This window comes from Larkinella harenae (assembly GCF_054780515.1).
Map to the genome: position 1 here is coordinate 53,574 of NZ_BAAGWE010000005.1, position 20,006 is coordinate 73,579.

Sequence of the window (20,006 nt, forward strand, 5' to 3'; positions counted from 1 at the left end):
CTATTCAATTGGGTTTAAACCACATTAGCGTGCTACGGTCCTGATCAACAAAGCCCAGGGATTCGTACAACTGCTTGGCGCGGGTATTGTATTTTTCGGTTTGCAATAGCAGGGTTGATATACCCAATTCATTCACTACTTGCTGAAGACGAAGCAACACCTGGCGTCCCCGCCCCGCACCCCGGTGCGATTCCGTAATAAATAATTCGTCTACCAGGGCGGTTTTACCTCCGAATTCGAACGCAAAACCGTACGTCAGCACCGCGTATCCTACGGGTTGGGCTTCTGCTTCAACCAGCCATAACGACCCCAGCTGTGGGTTGGCCAGTACATCGTGGATGAGTTGCTGGCGGAGCGGCCGGTCAAATGGATAGTTGAAGTGATGGCAAAAAGTCTCCATCATGGACAGAAACGCATCGGCATCGGCAGGCGTGTTGACCGGGCGGATCAGGTCGGCAAAGGGTAGATTTGGTTCCAACGTTACAGGCTAATGAGGTTAAAAATAAAGCAAAGTTTGAAAAAACTTTATTTTTTTCTTGACTCTCCCCTTACGTCATAGCCTACATTTACAGCGTCGCTATCAGTAAGCAAGTGAGTATGAGAACCTATTCAGTAAAAAAGCTGGCCAGTCTGGCGGGGGTGAGTGTGCGCACGCTTCACCATTATGATCGCCTGGGCCTGCTGAAACCTTCTATTCGCACGGAAGCCCGGTACCGGCTGTACGGCGAAAAAGAGCTCATCCGATTGCAGCAGATTCTTTTTTACAAAGAACTGGATTTTTCGCTGCACGAAATCCGTCGGGTGCTGGAGGATCCTGATTTCGATCTGGTAGACGCGCTGAAAAGCCATAAAGCTGCGCTGCGCGAGCGCCGGGATCGACTCACAACCTTGCTGGGAACTATTGACAAAACCATTTCAAAACTAAAAGGAGAAACCGATATGTTAACGGACGAAGAATTATACGCCGGCTTTTCGAAAGAACAAGCCGAATCTTATCGCCAGGAAGCGGTTGCCAAATACGGAAAAAAAACCGTTGAAGAATCGGAAAACCAGCTGCGTCAACTAAGCAAAGCCGATTTTGCAGCCGTAAAAGCCGAGGGCGAGGAAGTGGCCAAAACGCTGGCTGGCTTGATGCACAAAGCCCCGGCAGATCCAGCCGTTCAACAGCAAGTGGCGCGTCATTTTGCTTTCATCAAAAAAATGTGGGGGCCATCGGTTTGCAATGGGGATACGCTGACGGCTTATCGGGGTCTGGCGCAGTTATACGTTGATGATCCTCGCTACACCAGCCAGAATGGCGAACCGAATCCGGCCTACGCCCAGTTTCTGAGCAATGCCATGATTTACTTCGTAGATTCGCAAGCATAGGTTCCGGTTTCCGGTGGCTAACGCAGTCGCTAGGCGCGTCAGCCACCGGAAACTAAAACCGTATACCGAGACCGGTCACTTATCAAAATACTGCCGCATGAACAGCAGTTGGTAGTTGACGGCATTGTTCCAGTACGGCCAGTTGTGGGCGCCGGGGCGGGTGATGTAATCGTGCGCGACGTTCATGTCCAGCATTTTCTGGTGCAGGTTGTTGTTGACCCGAAAGAAGAAATCCTCCGTTCCGCAGTCGATGATAAGCGCTAGTGACCCTGGCGTGAGCAGATGCAGCAGGTTGATAACCGTATTCTGCTCCCAACGCTCGGGATACTGGGCGTACGTTCCGAGCCGTTTGGCCATATCCCAGTTGTTGGGGAAGGGCCGGATGTCGACACCGCCACTCATGCTGCCAGCGGCTCCAAAAATGTCCTGGTGCTTAAACGCCAGGTACAACGCGCCGTGCCCACCCATGCTCAAGCCCGTAATTGCCCGGCCTTTGCGGTTTTTGATGGTTTTGTAATGGCTATCGACCCAGGATACCAGTTCGGTCGAAACGTAGGTTTCGTATTTGGATGCGGGCTCGGCGGGGCTGTCAAAATACCAGCTTGAATAATTGCCGTCTGGGCAAACAATAATCGTTTGATACGTATCAGCGGCTTGATGAACGGCGGGGGCTTTTTTGACCCAGTCGGCATAATTGCCGCTGTAGCCGTGCAGCAGATACACCACCGGGAATTCTTTGCCGTTGGTGTACGAATCCGGAGTCAAAACCACCGCCTTGATGGTTTTTTTCATAGATGCGCTGTACGTTTCGACGGTATCCACTTTGGACGCCCACACCGAAGAGTGGACCAAAACGAAAAGAGTGAGGAGGAGGCTAAGACGGTTTACGGACATTCGGTAGTTGAAGTTGGTTACAGATGGGGGCATTGCCGAGCCGCAAATTAAAACTTTTTGTATCTTCAGGCTCCATTCCTCTTCAAAAACAAACATGAGAGTTATTTTCTTTCTGTGCCTGTTTGCCGGCACGGCGCTGGCTCAATTGCCGACCAGACGCCCAATTCAGCCCTCGGATATTCTTAGGTTGCAAAATATTACCGATCCGCAGGTATCACCAGACGGTGCGTGGGTTGCGTATACGTTGTCGTCGGTGGATAAGGAAAAGGATAAGCGGAACAACGACCTTTGGATGATTAGCTGGGATGGCAAGCAATCGGTTCAATTGACGAGTAGCGCAGAGAGTGAATCAACACCCCGCTGGAGTCCGGACGGACGCTATTTGTCGTTTGTGGCAACTCGTAATGGTGACAAGGACAGTCAGTTATGGCTGCTTGACCGGCGCGGGGGCGAAGGCAAAAAACTAACCGAACTCAAAGGAGAACTGGAAGAATACGAATGGGCTCCGGATGGCAAGCGGATTGCGCTTGTGGTTCGGGACAAGGATTATTCGGACTCGGCAAAAACCAAGATTCGGAAACCGTACGTGATCGATCGGTACCATTTTAAGGAGGATTCCAAAGGCTATCTTGATCGTCGGGCGGCTCACCTGTATTTGTTGGATGTAGAAACCCGGAAACTGGATACGCTGACCAGCGGTATTTACGATGAATCGTCGCCGGTTTGGTCACCCGACAGCAAACTGATTGCCTACGTGAGTAACCGGACCACCGATCCGGATAAAAACGAAAATGCCGATCTCTTCGTCATTGAGGCCAGGGCAAAGGCCATCGCGAAGCAGCTGACCACCTGGGCTGGTTACGACCGGAGCCCGGTCTGGAGTCCTGACGGGACGCAGATTGCTTACCTGCGTTCGACGGCGGCTACGAATTTTATCATGTACGATCAGCCGGTGCTGGCCCTTATTTTGGCAGCGGGTGGCGAACCGAAACTGCTATCGACCTCCCTGGATCGCCCGGTTCGGAATCCGCGCTGGTCGCCCGACGGGAAATCCATCGCTGTTTTGGTCGACGATGACCGCCGGACGTACGTAGGAGCTTTTGAGCTGGCATCCGGAAAATTAAACCGGCTGGCTGGTGGCGACTGCGCTTTTGCCGACCTGGAGCAGAATCCGAAAGGTGGTTGGGCCACGCTCATGAGCAAACCGCAATTACCAGCCGAGATTTATGTCGTTGAAAACGGCGAAACCCGTCGACTGACCACTATTCAGGATGCTTTCGTCGCTCCCCTGCTGTTGGCCAATGTAGAAGGATTTATCTCTCGCAGCAAAGACGGAACGCAGGTTTCAAATATGCTGTTTCGGCCCGCTAATGTGCCAGCAGGGCAGAAACTGCCCACCATTCTTTTTATCCACGGTGGGCCCGTTGGGCAGGATAATTTCGGTTTTGATCTGGCGCGGCAACTGCTCGCAGGGGGAGGTTATGCGGTGGCTGGGGTAAATTACCGGGGTAGCAGTGGGCGTGGATTGGCCTACTGTAAGGCCATCTACGGCGATTGGGGTAATAAGGAAGTTGTTGATATACTGGGCGCTACAGACTATCTCGTTGCCAATGGCATAGCTGACCCGAACAAACTTGGTATCGGTGGCTGGAGCTACGGCGGTATTCTCACCAATTACACCATCACAACCGACCAACGGTTTAAGGCTGCCGCCAGCGGGGCCGGTAGTTCCTTGCAATTCACCATGTACGGTTCGGATCAGTACGTTAATCAGTATGAAAATGAGCTGGGAACTCCCTGGAAAAATACTGACAAATGGCTGAAAGTATCATTTCCTTTCCTAAAAGCCGACCGCATCAAGACGCCGACTCTTTTCATGGGCGGAGAGAAAGACTTCAATGTGCCCATTGCAGGAAGCGAGCAAATGTATCAAGCCCTACGTTCGCTGGGCGTTCCGACCCAGCTGATTGTTTATCCGAATCAATTTCACGGCTTGTCTGTACCCAGTTACCAAACGGACCGCTTCGACCGCTATCTAAAATGGTTTGATCAATACCTTAAAATGTCGGTTGCGTCGCTGGACAAGAACAGATAGACACGGTTTTACTTTCATGCCAATAACAAACGACCCACTTGCAAGTGGGTCGTTTGTTATTGGCATAAGTGCAAGGAGCGTTCGGTATAAATATGTAACTATTTGGTTCCATTCCCTAATTAGTTCTATTCCGTCTGGAATAAATTCGCATACTTACGTATGCAATGGGGACATATTACCTATGTTACCCATTGAGCCAATGAATAGCAAACGTGTTTGGGGCATATTTCTTCGTAAGCCGACAGTAGCGGAATGGATGATTATGGGCATGAGTGCCCTGCTCGCTTCGTTCGCGTTAATGACTCATTTGCCACTAAAAGTACATCAGGTATCGGGGATTATTCTTTGCGTGGGCTTTTTTTTGCTTTTTTTTCGGGAGGCTCAGAGCGATTATCCGCGTTATTTCTACAAATGGCTATGGGCACTGTTTGGTATTGTTAAACTCAATGCCAAACTGGTCAACGAATTGCTATCCGCTCAAACCGTGCAGTTGTTTGATGTTGTTTTGATTATTGTTCTACTGCGTTCTATTCACACTTACAATGCCGAAAACAGTCGGCAACCCTTGTTTTTTCGTCGGCCGGTACCCTATTAGTACTCATACCAATCGCCCCACCAGCGTTGCAATTGTTTCCGGATTTCGTTTTCGCGGGCATTCTGTCCGGGTTCGTACAATTTGGTACCTTTTAATTCATCGGGCAAAAAATTCTGGGGGGTAAAATTGCCGTCGAAGTCGTGTGCGTACTGGTAGTTTTGACCATACCCGATTTGTTTCATCAATTTTGTGGGGGCGTTTCGTAAATGAAGCGGTACGGGTTGATCGGCTGTTCGTTCGGCCAGCGCAATCGCTTCGTTGATAGCGACATAACTAGCATTGCTTTTGGGTGAAGTGGCCAGGTAAACCGCAACCTGCGATAGCACAATCCGGCATTCGGGATAACCAATGGCTTTAACGGCCTGCATGGCGTTTGTTGCCATGATGATGGCCGTAGGATTGGCGTTTCCAATGTCCTCCGAAGCCAGAATCAACATCCGGCGGGCAATAAAAACCGGGTCTTCGCCGGCCACGAGCATCCGGGCCATCCAATATAAAGCCGCGTTAGGATCACTGCCCCGCAGGGATTTGATAAACGCCGAAATAATATCATAGTGTTGCTCACCGGATTTGTCGTAGCGAGCGATTTGTTGCTGGGCAACGGTGGTCACCAGCTCATCGTCGATGGTCATTTCCTGGTTGTCCGGTCGTGACGTTACCACCAGCTCCAGCAAGTTCAGCAACTTGCGGCCATCACCACCTGAGAGCCGCATAAGAGCATCGTACGAGGCAACGGTAATTCTTTTTTCTTTGAGATAGCTATCTTTTTGGAGGGCATTGTCGATTAGTTGTTTCAGTTCATCGACACCCAACGATTCCAGAATATAAACCTGGCAGCGGGAGAGGAGCGCCGAATTGACTTCAAACGACGGATTTTCGGTGGTCGCACCAATCAGGGTAATCGTGCCTTTTTCTACCGCTCCAAGCAGGGCATCCTGCTGACTTTTGTTGAATCGGTGGATTTCATCAATGAAAACTACGGGCGGAAACAAGCCTGACGGACGACTTAATACGTCGCGAATTTCTTTGACGCCCGAATTGATAGCACTCAAACTGAAAAATGGACGCTTAGTAGCTTCGGCAATTAGCTGGGCCAGCGTCGTTTTTCCGACACCCGGCGGCCCCCACAAAATCATCGACGGAATCCGATTGGACTCGACGGCGCGACGCAGAGCCCGACCGGGCCCAATCAGTTTTTGCTGGCCAATGACATCATCCAGGGTGCGGGGGCGCATCCGTTCGGGAAGGGGCGTAGTAATGGGGTTCATGCAGAATTTGCTGTTTGAAATTTATCGATTCAGGGTACAAAGGTAGGCAACCTGAATCGGTAAACGTCAAAGGGCATGCAAGAGTTAAATCCCCCTGTATTACAAAACCACTTTATCCGGCGAGATGTATTTTTTCAGATTCGTCAACGCCCCGAAAATCAGGTTGTAAACCGACTGAATGTTAATTTGCATCAACGACGAAATTTCTTCGTTGCTTAAATTCTGGTAATACCGCAGGTAAACGGCTTCGCGCTGACGGCGGGGAAGCTTTTCGATAGCCTTTGTTACGCAGGAATTGACGTGGTCATCTTCTTCAAACGAGATCAGCGTCGATTCGTGGGAGGGGGCGCAGCCGGGCAACCATTCGCGGTCGTTTTCAACATCGTCCTGACTGCTGAATTTCAGCTCGGCGTTGAGGTGACGAACCAGCTTGCGCTTAATCGACGCCATCAGGTAAAACCGGACGGAAGTAGTTTGGCCGATGGTTTGCCGGTGTTTCCACAACTCGACAAACAAATCGTGAATGCAATCCTTGATTAAAGCGCGGTCGGGAGTAAAGTGAGCGCAGTAGTGGTAGAGCACTTGCACATATTCTTTATAAAGCCGGGCGAAAGCCACTTCGTCGCCACTCCGGAACTGGTCCCAGAGTTGCTCTTCGTCAATACCGGACGGGGTGCGGTAGCGAGGCATAATAATGGTTTAGGATGGGTCAATACAAAGCACTCATGTATAGAATGTAAACTTATTAACAAAACTTGGTAATAAAAATAGTCGAAAGCTTTTTTTACAAAAACTTGTAATAATTGGATTATTTTTATGGTAGTATGCAAGCATACCTGCCGCAAAGATCAAACGGCGAGTGGAGCGGTAAACCGGAAATGTTGCCCGTCAAACAAGCCTTTGTCACTAAGTTTAAGGTGCGGAATGACCAGCAGCGCCATGAATGACAAGGTCATGAAAGGGGAGGTGAGGGTACTACCCAGCACATCTTTGACAAACCGGTCAATGGCGGTGTAGTCCTGTGCGATGGCAAACCCGTCGGCATCGGTCATCAGACCGGCAATGGGGAGGGGAAGGACTTGCTGGTGGGTGGCGTCGGCGACTGCACTCAAACCGCCCCGGGCTTCAATGACCAGGTTGACGGCCTGGCAAAGGCTTTCATCGTCGCAACCTACGGCAATGATGTTGTGCGAGTCGTGGCCAACCGACGATGCAATGGCCCCTTTTTGCAGCCCGAAGTTTTGGATGAATGCCAGCGCGGGCACCGTGTTTTGGTAGCGGTTGACAACAGTGATCTTTAAAATGTCGCGCGAGACATCGGAGACAACACGGTTTTCAACAACCGTCGGAGAATGGAGTAATTGATTTGTGATCAGTTGCCCATCCAAGGCCTCAATAACGCGGAGTTGCAGTGGTTGCGGAGTCGGGGTGGTAATTAGACTCGTGGCGGGTAGTTTCGACTGCAGATCAGTCGTAGCAACCCGTTGGTTCGCAGCAGAACTGTTAGCGATCAATTCGAAATCCGACGGTTTTTTGATCTCACAATGGAACTGATTCACGTGTTCACTCCGTAAATCCGGCAGGTGCGAAATGCCGTTCTCTGCCACGATTGAGCCGTTGATCCAGGTTTGAATAACGGCGAAATCCGTCAGATTCCGGACCATGATAAAATCCGCCGGGTCGCCTTCACGCAGCAGCCCTACCGGCAACCGATAGTGCAGAACCGGGTTCAGGCAGGCTGCCCGCAGTACGTTAAACAAGTCGTGACCTTTGGCCAACGCCCGCTTCACCAATTGGTCGATATGGCCTTCAACCAGGCTGTCGGGGTGTTTGTCGTCGGAGCAGAACATGATTTTTTCGGAAAAGTTTTCCAGTAACGGAATCAGCGCTTCGAAGTTTTTGGCCGCACTGCCTTCCCGAATCAGAATATTCATTCCCCGTTGCACCTTGTCCAGCCCTTCTTCGTAGGTGAAGCATTCGTGGTCGGTACTCATGCCAGCGTCAATGTAGCGCTGGGCGTCGTCGCCCCGCAAGCCGGGCGCGTGACCGTCAATTGGTTTGTTGTACGCATTGGCTAGGGCGATTTTTGCCATAACCTCCGAATCCTGATTCAGAACGCCCGGAAAATTCATCATTTCGGCCAGGTAGCCAATCTCTTTCATCCCCAACAACCGTCGGACATCCCGGACGCTGATGGTTGCTCCGGCGGTTTCGAAGGTGGTGGCCGGAACGCAGGAAGGAGCCCCAAAGCAAAACTTGAAGGGCGTGCGTTTGCCATCGGCAATCATGTATTCGACACCCGCAACGCCCAGCACGTTGCCAATTTCGTGCGGATCGGACACCGTGGCTATAGTTCCGTGTATAACCGCCAGCCGGGCAAACTGGGCGGGTGTGAGCAGCGAACTTTCGATGTGGACGTGAGCATCCACAAAACCGGGGAGCAAATACGGTGCGCCGGTGCGTTCGGGGCCCAGTTCGTCGATTTGGTGAATCCGGCCCTGCTCGATGGTCAATTGGCTGAAACGGATCGTTCGGTCGAAAAGATTGAGGAGATTGCCAGAAACTTGCATGAATGGGTAAAGAATCTTGCGGTTTTTCTTTCAATATTAGTGATAATTCACAGACTTTTGTGCCTTGAATTACAACGGGATGCAGATTGCTCAAAATCCCGTATTATTCCTACTCTTTATAACTATGCAGCATAAAGTTCTGAAAGTACACCCCGCCGATAATGTTATTGTCGCCCTCCAAAATTTTCAACCCGGTGATCAAATTGATTTTGAAGGAGAAGTTTACACGTTGCCGGTTGGCGTGGGGATCAAACACAAGTTTGTAACTGAAGATTTGCAAATCGGTGATTCGGTGATCATGTATGGGGTGCTGGTCGGTAAAGCCACCCAGCCCATCAAACGGGGCGAACCCATCACGACGTTTAATCTCAAGCACGATGCCGATCAATACGGTATCGACAAAAAACAACCGTATAGCTGGCAGGCACCCGATGTATCGGCCTGGCGCAGCCGGACGTTTATGGGCTACCACCGCGCCGATGGCATGGTGGGTACGGCCAATTACTGGCTCGTGGTGCCGTTGGTTTTTTGCGAAAACCGCAATATTCTGATTTTGAAGGATGCCTTCGAGCGTGAACTCGGGTACGGCCAGTCGGAGATTTACCGCGAGCAGGTGCACGAACTGCTGCAACTTTACAAAGCCGGAGAAGTCAACAAGGTGCATAAAATGGAGCCTTTTGCTGATCCGTCAATCATGCGAACCCTGGATGAACCGACGGCCAAACGACCATTCAAAAACATTGATGGAATCAAGTTCCTGACGCACGAAATGGGCTGTGGAGGCACCCGGCAGGACTCGGAAGCGCTCTGTGGGTTATTTGCCGGTTTTATCAACAACCCAAACGTGGTTGGGGTGACGGTATTAAGTCTGGGGTGCCAGCATACGCAGACCTCGATGCTGGAAGATGAGGTTCGGAAGCGCAATCCGAAATTCAACAAACCTATGTTGATTTTTGAACAGCAGGACGGCACTGAATACGCCATGCTGACCAACGCCATCCGCGAAACCTTCCTCGGGTTGATTGAAGCCAACAAAATTGAGCGCCAGCCAGCGCCCCTGAGTAAGTTGGCGGTCGGTTTGAAATGCGGTGGCTCCGACGGTTTTTCGGGCTTATCAGCCAACCCCGCCATCGGGCATCTCTCGGATATCCTGGTCACACTCGGGGCAACCACTGTACTGGCCGAATTTCCGGAGTTAAACGGTGTGGAGCAGGAACTGGTTAATCGCTCGGTGTCGGACGAAAAAGCCCTAAAATTCATTCATCTGATGCAGGATTACTCGGCCAAAGCCGAAGCAGTTGGTTCTGGTTTCGATATGAACCCGTCGCCCGGCAATATTCGTGACGGATTGATTACGGACGCTATCAAGTCGGCGGGGGCAGCCAAAAAAGGCGGAACGTCGCCCGTAACCGATGTGCTGAATTACACCGAACCGGCCACAACGCCCGGTCTGAACCTGCTCTGTACACCCGGGAATGATGTTGAAGCAACCACCGGGATGGCCGGTTCTGGCACGAACATCATTCTGTTTACGACAGGATTAGGAACGCCCACCGGAAACCCGATTTGTCCGGTTGCCAAAATCTCGACCAATACCGCGTTGGCCAAACGGATGCCCGACGTGATCGATTTCGATTGCGGCCCCATTATCGAAGGCGAAGAAACCATCGAGCACAATGCCGAGCGCATGCTGGAGTACGTAATCCAGCTCGCCAGTGGGGAAGTAAAAACCAAAGCTCAGCAACTCGGCCAGGATGATTTCATTCCCTGGAAAAGGGGCGTTTCTTTATAATTTTGACTGAGTGAATGAATAAAAACCAAAACACCGTCGGGTTATTGGCTCATTCACTCAGTCGCTCATTTTAAAAAATATGTTCAGTTTAAAAGATAAAGTAGCCATCATTACGGGTGGGGCCAGCGGGATTGGGCTGGCCATGTCCCAGACGTTTGCGCAGGCGGGGGCGCTGGTGCATATTCTGGAATTGAACGCTGATCTGGCCCGTCAGGTGGCCGAAGACATCAACGCCAGCGGTGGCCGGGCGCGTGCCCACGCCGTTGATGTGTCGAATCAGGCGCAGGTAGTGGAGGTGATTGGGCAAATAGCCGTGGAGGGGCCGATCAATATTCTGGTCAATAACGCCGGAGTGTCTCACATTGGAACCGTTGAAACCACCACCGAAGCCGACTTTGACCGCGTCTTCACGGTTAATGTAAAAGGCGCTTACAACTGTTTGTATGCAACGATTCCGTACTTGAAAGCCAATGGCGGGGGCGTGGTATTGAACATGGCGTCGATTGCGGCAACGGTGGGTATTCCGGACCGGTTTGCCTACTCGATGACAAAGGGAGCTGTGGTGTCGATGACCTTATCGATTGCCAAGGATTACCTTAAGCATAACATTCGCTGTAATTGCATTTCACCCGCCCGGGTTCATACGCCGTTCGTAGACGGTTTTCTGGCGAAAAACTACCCGGGTAAAGAAGCCGAGATGTTTGCAAAACTGGCTTCCACTCAACCTATCGGTCGGATGGCCAAGCCTGCCGAGATCGCTGGGTTAGCGTTGTATCTATGTTCAGATGAAGCAGGTTTTATTACCGGTTGCGATTACCCCATCGACGGCGGTTTTGTTCGGTTGAACAATTAAAAAAGCGTTAATAATTAAATGTGGGCCCGAAAATGTGCTTTTTGCATTTTCGGGCTTTATTTATTTTACGTAAATTTAAAACACATTGTAAATAAGCGATTTTACTCAATTCAATACAGGAATGATACTAGTTTGCAGGGGGGTGATATCAGTTGTTGTATGTTAAAATAGTGCAAATAGTGGTTAAGAGAAAGTGCATCTATTAGATAAACACAAATTTGTATAAGAACCATTTTAATATAACATTAATTTAAAATTGCTTGATGTATTATTAAATTTTTTAAAAAAAGAAATATATTTGTCGTCAGTATTCTCTTAGCAAAATTTTATTGCTGTTTCCTGCAAAATAGGCGACTAATATGGGTGCACTATTCCCGAGCACAGTCATAGCTGTATGCCATCGAGCAGTATACAGGTAGTAATTATTTATCACCAACCACCTAATTGACAACCAATGAAGCTATGTAAAAAAAGGTTTACATTCCTTTTTACCTTACTGATGCTGAGTTGTAGCCTGGCCTGGGCTCAACAGCTGAATGTGCAGGGAAAAGTGACAGACGTAAACAAGAGCGCCATTCCTGGGGCTAATGTTTTAGTCAAAGGAACGAACAGAGGTACCATCACGGACGCTGAAGGACGGTATTCGATCAGCGTTACTAAAGGGAGCGTACTGGTTATTCAATCACTCGGTTTTGTCGCCCAGAATATTACTGTTGGCGATCAGACTACCATTGATGTATCGCTGGCGGAAGATGACAAAACGCTGGACGAAGTTGTTGTAACGGCTTTGGGTATTGCGAAAGATAAAAAAGCGCTCGGTTACGCCGTAACTGAAGTGAAAGGCTCGGATTTCACGCAGGCTCGTGAAATCAACCTGGGAAATGCCCTTTCCGGTAAAGTAGCCGGGGTGAATGCCACGGCCACGGCAACGGGGCCGGGTGGTTCGAGCCGGGTTATTATCCGGGGTAACGGTTCTTTGAGCGGTAACAACCAACCCCTGTATGTGGTAAACGGTGTTCCCATCGATAATACCAACGTCAACTCGGCGGGTATGTGGGGTGGAACTGATACAGGTGACGGGTTGAACAGTATTAACCCGGATGATATCGAAACTATTTCGGTATTGAAAGGGGGAACGGCTGCGGCTCTGTATGGTTCCCGGGCATCGAACGGGGTTATTCTGATTACTACGAAAACCGGTAAAGGCCAGAAAGGTATTGGTGTTGAATACAACGGTACTTATACGATGGATCGCCCTTTCAACCTGACCGACTGGCAGTATGAGTACGGACAAGGAATTCGTCAGGCAAAACCCGCTACACAGCAGGAAGCGATCAACACGGGTGCACAATCATGGGGTGCCCGGATTGATGGTCAGCCTTATACGCAATTTGACGGCGTATCACGGCCTTATTCGGCGCAGAAAGATAACGTCAAAAACTTCTACAATGCCGGTAGCACGTTTACCAATACCGTGGCAGTAGCGGGTGGCAACGATGCAGCCAGCTTCCGTTTCTCGGCTTCAAACCTTGACTCAAAAAGCAGCATTCCGAATTCTGGTTTCAACCGGAAGTCGTTCAACCTGAGTGCTAACGCCAACTTGTCGAAAAAAGTAGTATTCGAAGGAGTTGCTCAATACAATGTTGAAACCGGAACGAACCGGACCTTCCTGTCGGATACACCGAAAAACCCAAACTTTGGGGTGCAGATGATCGCCAACACGGTCGATATCCGTTCCCTGGATCCAGGTTACGATGCGCGCGGTTATGAAGCCCTGTGGAACAGCAGCGTTTACGCGCAGAACCCGTATTTTGTTGTAAACAAAGTGAAAAATGAAGATATCCGGAACCGTTTCCTGGGATCGTTCAGCACCCGCTACAACATTACCGACTTCCTGTACATCCGGGGGCGGGTAGGTACGGACAACAACATGATGAAGTACCTGAGTATCGAACCAACCGGTCTGGCTTACGCCACCCTGGGTGCCATGAACCGTCGTCAGGTTCAGATTCAGGAAACCAACGCAGAATTACTGGCGGGCTTCGACAAGGAATTTGGGGCATTCTCCGTTAATGCTATTGCTGGTGCAAACCGGATGCGTCGCTCAACGGAAGAGATGAGCTTCAACGGAAGCCAGTTCAACGTGCCGTTCAACTACTTCCTGGATAACACCATCAACAAAACGCCTGGTTACGGCTTCAACAGCTACGGAATTAACTCGCTGTTTGCTTCGGCCGATGTGAGCTACCAGAACGTGCTGTTCCTGACCTTAACTGGTCGTCAGGACTGGTTCTCGACGCTGGCAAAAGCCAACAACAGCCTGTTCTATCCATCAGCGGGTCTGAGCTTTGTTTTCTCAGACGTTATCAAGAACAAAGGAAACTGGCTGAGCTACGGTAAGGTTCGGGCTTCGTTGGCCCAGGTGGGTGGTGGTTATCCGAACCCGTACGCCCTGAACCTGACTTATGCGCTGGAAGGTAACTCGTATGTGGGTGGTATTCCGCTGATGCGGGTGAACGGTGGAACAATCCCCAACGCCCTGTTGCAACCAAATACGTCAACGACGCTGGAATTAGGTGTCGAGTCCAAATTGTTTAACAACGCGCTGGGTGTTGACCTGACCTATTACAACCGGGTAACGAAAAATGACCCAGTAACGGCTTCAACCTCTTCGGCGTCTGGTTACGGCAACGTACTGCTGAACGTGGGTGAAGTAGTTAACAAAGGAGTTGAGATCCTGCTGACTGGAACGCCGATCAAACGCGCCAGCGGTTTTACGTGGAATGTGGCCTACAACATGGCTTATAACGACAACAAAGTGGTGCGGATTGCGGAAGGGTTGACCCGTCTGGAACTGGATCAGTCTCGTACGCAGAGCGCTTATATTTACCACTTCCAGGGGCAACCGTACGGTATGATCGCCGGTTACAAAGCCCTGACGGATGCGAATGGAAACACCGTATATAACACCGCTACGGGGGTGCCAATGCGCAGCGAATTCATGATGCTGGGCCGGGGTGTTCCGCCGTTGACGATGGGTCTGACCAACACGTTTAACTACAAAAACTTCTCACTGAGCTTCCTGATTGACGCGAAATTCGGTGCTAAACTGTACAGTGCCACCAACTACTTTGCGTATTCCCGCGGTTTAGCGAAAGAAACGCTGGTAGGTCGCGAAAGTGGTTTGACGGTGACGGGTGTAACGCCAACCGGCGATGCGTATTCCAAAACCTTTGCTGGAAAAGACGTTCAGGATTATTACAGTGGTTTGACCACGCTGACCGAACCATTCCTGTACAGCTCAGATTTTGCAAAACTGCGTCAGTTGACCTTCGGATATTCATTGCCGAAGTCGCTGCTGGGCAAAGCGCCGGTTCAGTCGGTTAGCCTGTCTCTGGTTGCTCGTAACCTGCTGCTGCTTTACAGCAAAGTGCCAAACGTTGATCCAGAATCGACCTACAACAGCGGTAACGCGCAGGGCCTCGAAATGTTCGGTGTTCCGCCCGCTCGCAGCTACGGTCTGAACCTGATGGTACGTTTCTAAAAAATACAGATTTAACACGATTACACTATGTTAAAAGCGATAAAAAGAAGACGGCTGCCGATCCTGACCGGTATTCTGGGTGCCAGCCTTCTGATCTCCTCTTGCGATAACGGTTTTGAGGAATTGAATACCAACCCCAACGCCCTGACGACGCCGGTTATTCCGAACCTGCTCTCGTTCAGCATTGTTAAAACGGCGGGTACGGGGTACGAAAACCACCGGGGGAACCTGATCTATGCAGGTGCCATCATTCAGCACTTTGCAGCTCTGAACACCTACTGGTCGGGAGATAAATACCTGTACAACGCCCCGTATTCGGACGCTTTCTTCGAAACAGCCTACGGATCGCACGTCAAAGAACTGGAGCAAATCGTTTCCTTAACGAAAGATGACCCGGCTCAGTCAAACCTGTACAACGTTGCACGGATTTTCCGGGTATTTGGTTACCACCGGATTACGGACCTGTACGGCGACATCCCGTACTCTGAAGCGGCCAAGGGCTATCTGACCAATACATATTCGCCGAAATACGATAAGCAGTCCGATATTTACGCGGATATGCTGAACGAGCTGGATCAGGCCACTCAGGCCCTCGACCCAGCCAAAACCGGGTACGGTACCAGCGACATCATCTATGGTGGTGACCTGACCAAATGGAAGAAGTTCGGCTATTCACTGATGCTTCGGTTGGGGATGCGGTTGACAAAAGTTGACCCGGCAAAAGCGGAGCAGTATGTGAAGAAAGCAATTGCCGGTGGCGTGATGCAAAGCAATGATGACATTGCGAAAGTGAACCACGTTGAGGGTGATGACAACAAGCGGAACCTGGACAGCAACACGCTCAGAACGCAGGAATACGATGCGGCTAACCTGAAAGGAAATGCCAATAGCAAACTGAGTCAGACGTTTGTTAACTTCCTGAAAAACAACAATGATCCTCGTTTGCCATTCATTGCTACTCTCTGGGAAGGAAACGCCGATCCGACGAAAGAAGCATCTGCCACGGACCCGGCCAAGCAAAAAGGCCTGCCGAATGGATATGATGTAACGACCATCAAAACCTTGATTCCAACCTGGAATGATAACTCGATGGCCACGTATTCGGAGGCTAACCTGAACAAAATCGCTAACAACGCAGCTCCGACGATTTTCCAAACCTACGCGGAAGTGGAATTCCTGCTGGCAGAAGCCGCTGTTCGTGGCTGGGGCGACGGTCAGGCAGCGTCTCACTACAACAAAGGCGTGACGGCGGCCATGAGCATGATGTCACTGTACGGCGGCACAATCCCGGCGTCGGCCATCACCGCTTATCTGACGGCCCATCCGTATCTGGCAAGCGGCACGACGGCGCAACAGATGGAGCAGATTGGAACGCAGTATTGGGCAGTTAACTTCCTGAACTCCTACGAAGCCTACGCCAACTGGCGTCGGACGGGATATCCGGTATTGACGCCGACCAATTACCCCGGCAACGAAACGGGCGGCACGATCATGCGCCGGTTGCGGTATCCTTCATCCGAAGCCAGCCGGAATGCCGCTCAGTACAATGCGGCCATTGCCGTCCAAGGTCCTGATCTGTTTACGACCCGCGTTTGGTGGGATAAACAGTAATTAACTTGTTTGATAATTTGTAACTTACGGGTTAATAGGCCAATCCCACAACGGCTTATTAACCCGTAAGTCTTTTACATGATCCATCTCATCCATTCAACATCTACTACCGGGCGCATCCTCTCCTCATTCTTCGCGCTCCTTGGGCTGCTGATCCAGGATTCCGCACAGGCCCAGTTCACGCTGCTCACTCCCCAACAAACCGGTGTTCGGTTCGTCAATAAACTAGTTGAAACTGAACAGAACAATGTGTTGGCCTACGAATATTTTTACAACGGTGGAGGGGTAGCCGTGGGTGACCTGAACAACGACGGTTTGCCCGATCTGTACTTTACCGGCAATATGGTGTCTGACCGTCTATACCTGAACCAGGGCGGGCTAAAGTTCAAGGACATTTCCTCCTCGGCGGGCGTCAGCAAGGGGATGGGTTGGAAAACCGGCGTGACCCTGGTTGATATCAACGGCGACGGCTGGCTTGATATTTATGTCTGCTATTCCGGGAGCGGTCGGCCTGAACAACGACGCAATCGGCTGTATATCAATAATAAAAATCTGACCTTTACAGAAAAAGCCGCGCAGTACGGTTTGGATTTAACCACGCACAGCACCCAGGCCGCTTTTTTCGATTACGACAAAGATGGCGATCTGGACTGCTTTCTGCTGAACCATAACATCAAAGACTTTAAACGGTTTGACGCAGCTGCGGTGAAAGCCATGCGCGATGAATTTGCGGGCGACCGGCTGTTCCGGAATGATAACGGGAAATTTGTCGATGTCAGCGAGGCCGCCGGAATCAAAGGCAATCCGATCGGGTTCGGGCTGGGCGTTGCCATTGCCGACATTAACCTGGATGGCTGGCCAGATATTTACGTTTCCAACGATTATATCGAGCAGGATTACCTCTACCTGAACGACGGAAAAGGTCACTTTCACGATTCGCTGGAACAGTCGGTTGGGCACTTGAGCTACTTCTCGATGGGGAACGAAGTGACAGACATTAACAACGACGGTTTGCCGGATATTTTTACGCTGGATATGCTGCCCGAAGACAACCGGCGCCAGAAACTGCTCTTTGGACCGGAAAACTACGAAACTTACCAGAACATGCTCCGCAACGGTTTTTACCACCAGTTGATGCGGAATATGCTGCAATTAAACGCTGGCGTGAAAAAGCAGAACGGTTTTCTGGTTCCCAAATTCAGCGAAATCGGCCAGCTGGCGGGGATTTCCAATACCGACTGGAGCTGGTGCCCGCTGTTTGCGGATTTTGACAACGACGGCTGGAAGGATTTGTACGTGACCAATGGCTATCTGCGCGATTATACCAACATGGATTTCATGAAGTTCTACGCCGATCAGCAGCTGAAGATTGCGCGCGGAGACTCGACAGCCATGATGGACATTCTCAAGCAGATGCCTTCCACGGCCACACAGCACTATATTTTTCGGAATACCGGACAACTTACCTTCGAGAATAAAGTGAAAGCCTGGGGGCTGGATCAGCGGGCGCTTTCGAACGGGGCGGTTTATGCTGATCTGGACAACGACGGCGATCTGGAAATCATTACGAACAACATCAACACGCCACCATCAATTTACCGCAACGATAGCCCGGTGGCGGAGCAGCGCTACCTGCAGATACAGATAGGGCAAAATTCCGCTACGCTCGCTACTGGTGCGAAAGTGTGGGTGTATGCGCAGGGCACTACGCAGTATCAGGAATTTAATCCGTCGCGCGGCTTTCAGTCCTGTATGTACACGCCCCTGCATTTCGGCGTAGGCTCGGCCAAAACCGTCGATAGCCTGCGCATTGTCTGGCCCGACGACCGGACGCAGGTGCTTCGCCAGGTCAATTCCAATCAGAGACTGGTCCTGAAACCGGAAGAGGCTGCTGGAAAATACAATTGGAGCACGCATACCGACGAAAAACCGCTGTTTGCGGAAGTGCCGGGCGATACCCTGCCGTATGACCATATTGAGGATGCCTACAATGACTTCAAACGTCAATTGCTGATTCCGAATATGTTGTCGTTTCAGGGCCCGCACCTGGCGAAAGCCGACGTCAATGGCGACGGTTTGCTGGATTTGTATGCTGCCGGCGCAAAAGGCCAGCCCGGAACCCTGTTGATTCAGGAGAAAACGGGTGGTTGGAAAACCGTGCCGCAACCCGCTTTTGACGCCGACAAAATGTATGAAGACACCGATGCGCTTTTCTTCGATGCCGACGGCGATGGGGATCAGGATTTGTACGTTGCCAGTGGGGGTTTTGCGTATTTATCGGAAGATTTGCTGTTGCAGGATCGACTCTACCTGAACGACGGAAAAGGAAATTTTACACGCCAGGGCAACGCGCTTCCCGACGAAACCGTGAGTGATGCCTGTGTGGTGGCCCTTGATATCGATAAAGACGGCGATCTGGATTTGTTTGTTGGCGGGCGGGTTGTGCCGGGGCGTTATCCCGAACCCGCTAGTAGTCGGATTCTGATCAACAATGGAAAAGGCGTTTTCTCCGACCAAACTGCCCAATTGGCTCCTTTTCTGACCAAGATCGGTCTGGTTACTGATGCCGTTGCTTTTGATGTGGACAAGGATGGCTGGCAGGACCTGGTTATCGCCGGGGAATGGATGCCAGTCACGGTGTTGAAAAATGGCCAGGGCGAAAACGCTTCTTCACGTGTTCTCACCCGTATGCCCATTGCTCCGGCTGGCTGGTGGAATCGTATCGAGGTGGCGGATCTGGACAACGACGGGGATCTGGATTTGGTGGTCGGGAATTTTGGCCGCAATTGCCAGATGAAACCTACGGCCAAGGAACCCGTTACAATGATTTACGGCGATTTCGATCAAAATGAGGCCGTTGATCCATTCCTGTGTTACTACGTGCAGGGCCAATCGTACCCGTTGGTGAGCCGTGATGAAGCCCTGAATCAACTTTTTCCGCTTCGCCGGAAATTCCCGACCTATCAATCCTACGCTGACGCAACCCTGAAGGAAATTCTGACGCCAGCGCAATTGGCAATGGCCGATACACTTCAGGCTACCGCTTTTAGCTCGGTGATGCTGGAAAACAAGGGCGATGGTACCTTTACGAAGCATGATTTGCCCGTTGAAGCCCAGTTTGCTCCCATTTACGCCATTTCACTGTTCGACTACGATGGCGACGGATTGAAGGATCTGCTGGTAGGCGGCAATCAGTCGTACACGCGCATCAAAATCGGGAAGATGGATGCAAACTACGGAACCCTATTTAAAAACGAAGGCAAGATGCGCTTCTCGTACGTACCACAGTCGCGGGCCGGTTTTTGGGTAGAAGGCGATGTGCGGGACATTGTCGTGCTGGAAGAAAAAACCGGCACGAAAATTCTATTTGGCCGTAACAACGATACCGTTCGGGTTTATCAGAAAGCCCGTTGATT

Annotated in this window: 13 protein-coding genes; 8 read left to right on the forward strand and 5 right to left on the reverse strand. The window is 50.8% G+C overall.

The features are described from left to right. Positions 1–4: 4 nt before the first annotated feature. The gene (locus ACYVH9_RS22055; RefSeq protein ID WP_460638576.1) at positions 5–478 is read right to left on the reverse strand and encodes a GNAT family N-acetyltransferase; all 474 of its coding nucleotides are present in this window, start codon (positions 476–478) and stop codon (positions 5–7) included. Between the two features lie 119 nt (positions 479–597). Here ACYVH9_RS22055 and ACYVH9_RS22060 point away from each other — a divergent pair, with 119 nt between their 5' ends. Then, a complete protein-coding gene (locus tag ACYVH9_RS22060; RefSeq protein WP_460638577.1) occupies positions 598–1,368 on the forward strand; it encodes a MerR family transcriptional regulator in 771 nt (256 codons plus the stop codon). Positions 1,369–1,443: 75 nt separating this feature from the next. On the opposite strand, the gene ACYVH9_RS22065 is transcribed toward ACYVH9_RS22060, so the two are convergent. Then, entirely contained in the window at positions 1,444–2,262 is an 819-nt protein-coding gene (locus ACYVH9_RS22065; protein WP_460638578.1) for an alpha/beta hydrolase, read from the reverse strand. A gap of 94 nt (positions 2,263–2,356) precedes the next feature. Here ACYVH9_RS22065 and ACYVH9_RS22070 point away from each other — a divergent pair, with 94 nt between their 5' ends. Both ACYVH9_RS22070 and ACYVH9_RS22075 read left to right on the forward strand, forming a co-directional pair. Next, a complete protein-coding gene (locus ACYVH9_RS22070; protein WP_460638579.1) occupies positions 2,357–4,357 on the forward strand; it encodes a S9 family peptidase in 2,001 nt (666 codons plus the stop codon). Positions 4,358–4,556: 199 nt separating this feature from the next. Next, complete coding sequence (locus tag ACYVH9_RS22075; protein ID WP_460638580.1) at positions 4,557–4,952, forward strand: hypothetical protein; 396 nt, start codon at positions 4,557–4,559, stop codon at positions 4,950–4,952. Here ACYVH9_RS22075 and ACYVH9_RS22080 read toward each other — a convergent pair. The 3 genes from ACYVH9_RS22080 to ade form a co-directional block, all read right to left on the reverse strand. Beyond that, positions 4,949–6,220: a replication-associated recombination protein A gene (locus ACYVH9_RS22080; protein ID WP_460638581.1), complete on the reverse strand. Its 1,272-nt coding sequence runs from the start codon at positions 6,218–6,220 to the stop codon at positions 4,949–4,951. The genes ACYVH9_RS22075 and ACYVH9_RS22080 overlap by 4 nt on opposite strands. A 99-nt stretch (positions 6,221–6,319) precedes the next feature. Further along, on the reverse strand, positions 6,320–6,910 hold the full coding sequence (locus tag ACYVH9_RS22085; RefSeq protein WP_460638582.1) for an RNA polymerase sigma factor: 591 nt from the start codon (positions 6,908–6,910) through the stop codon (positions 6,320–6,322). 158 nt (positions 6,911–7,068) lie between these two features. Next, positions 7,069–8,790 carry an adenine deaminase gene (gene ade / locus ACYVH9_RS22090; RefSeq protein ID WP_460638583.1) on the reverse strand — a complete coding sequence of 574 codons (1,722 nt, stop codon included), beginning with the start codon at positions 8,788–8,790 and terminating at the stop codon, positions 7,069–7,071. A gap of 124 nt (positions 8,791–8,914) precedes the next feature. On the opposite strand from ade, the gene ACYVH9_RS22095 reads away from it, so the two are divergent. The 5 genes from ACYVH9_RS22095 to ACYVH9_RS22115 all read left to right on the forward strand — a co-directional run bounded on the left by ACYVH9_RS22095 (position 8,915) and on the right by ACYVH9_RS22115 (position 20,004). Continuing rightward, positions 8,915–10,582, forward strand: a complete 1,668-nt coding sequence (locus ACYVH9_RS22095; RefSeq protein WP_460638584.1) for a UxaA family hydrolase — start codon at positions 8,915–8,917, stop codon at positions 10,580–10,582. 79 nt (positions 10,583–10,661) lie between these two features. After that, on the forward strand, positions 10,662–11,435 hold the full coding sequence (locus tag ACYVH9_RS22100) for an SDR family NAD(P)-dependent oxidoreductase (protein ID WP_460638585.1): 774 nt from the start codon (positions 10,662–10,664) through the stop codon (positions 11,433–11,435). A gap of 454 nt (positions 11,436–11,889) precedes the next feature. Continuing rightward, positions 11,890–14,979 carry a SusC/RagA family TonB-linked outer membrane protein gene (locus ACYVH9_RS22105; RefSeq protein WP_460638586.1) on the forward strand — a complete coding sequence of 1,030 codons (3,090 nt, stop codon included), beginning with the start codon at positions 11,890–11,892 and terminating at the stop codon, positions 14,977–14,979. A 27-nt stretch (positions 14,980–15,006) separates the two neighbouring features. Next, the gene (locus tag ACYVH9_RS22110; protein ID WP_460638587.1) at positions 15,007–16,590 is read left to right on the forward strand and encodes a SusD/RagB family nutrient-binding outer membrane lipoprotein; all 1,584 of its coding nucleotides are present in this window, start codon (positions 15,007–15,009) and stop codon (positions 16,588–16,590) included. Positions 16,591–16,668: 78 nt separating this feature from the next. After that, positions 16,669–20,004, forward strand: coding sequence for a VCBS repeat-containing protein (locus tag ACYVH9_RS22115; protein ID WP_460638588.1), 3,336 nt, complete (start codon positions 16,669–16,671; stop codon positions 20,002–20,004). Positions 20,005–20,006 lie beyond the last annotated feature (2 nt).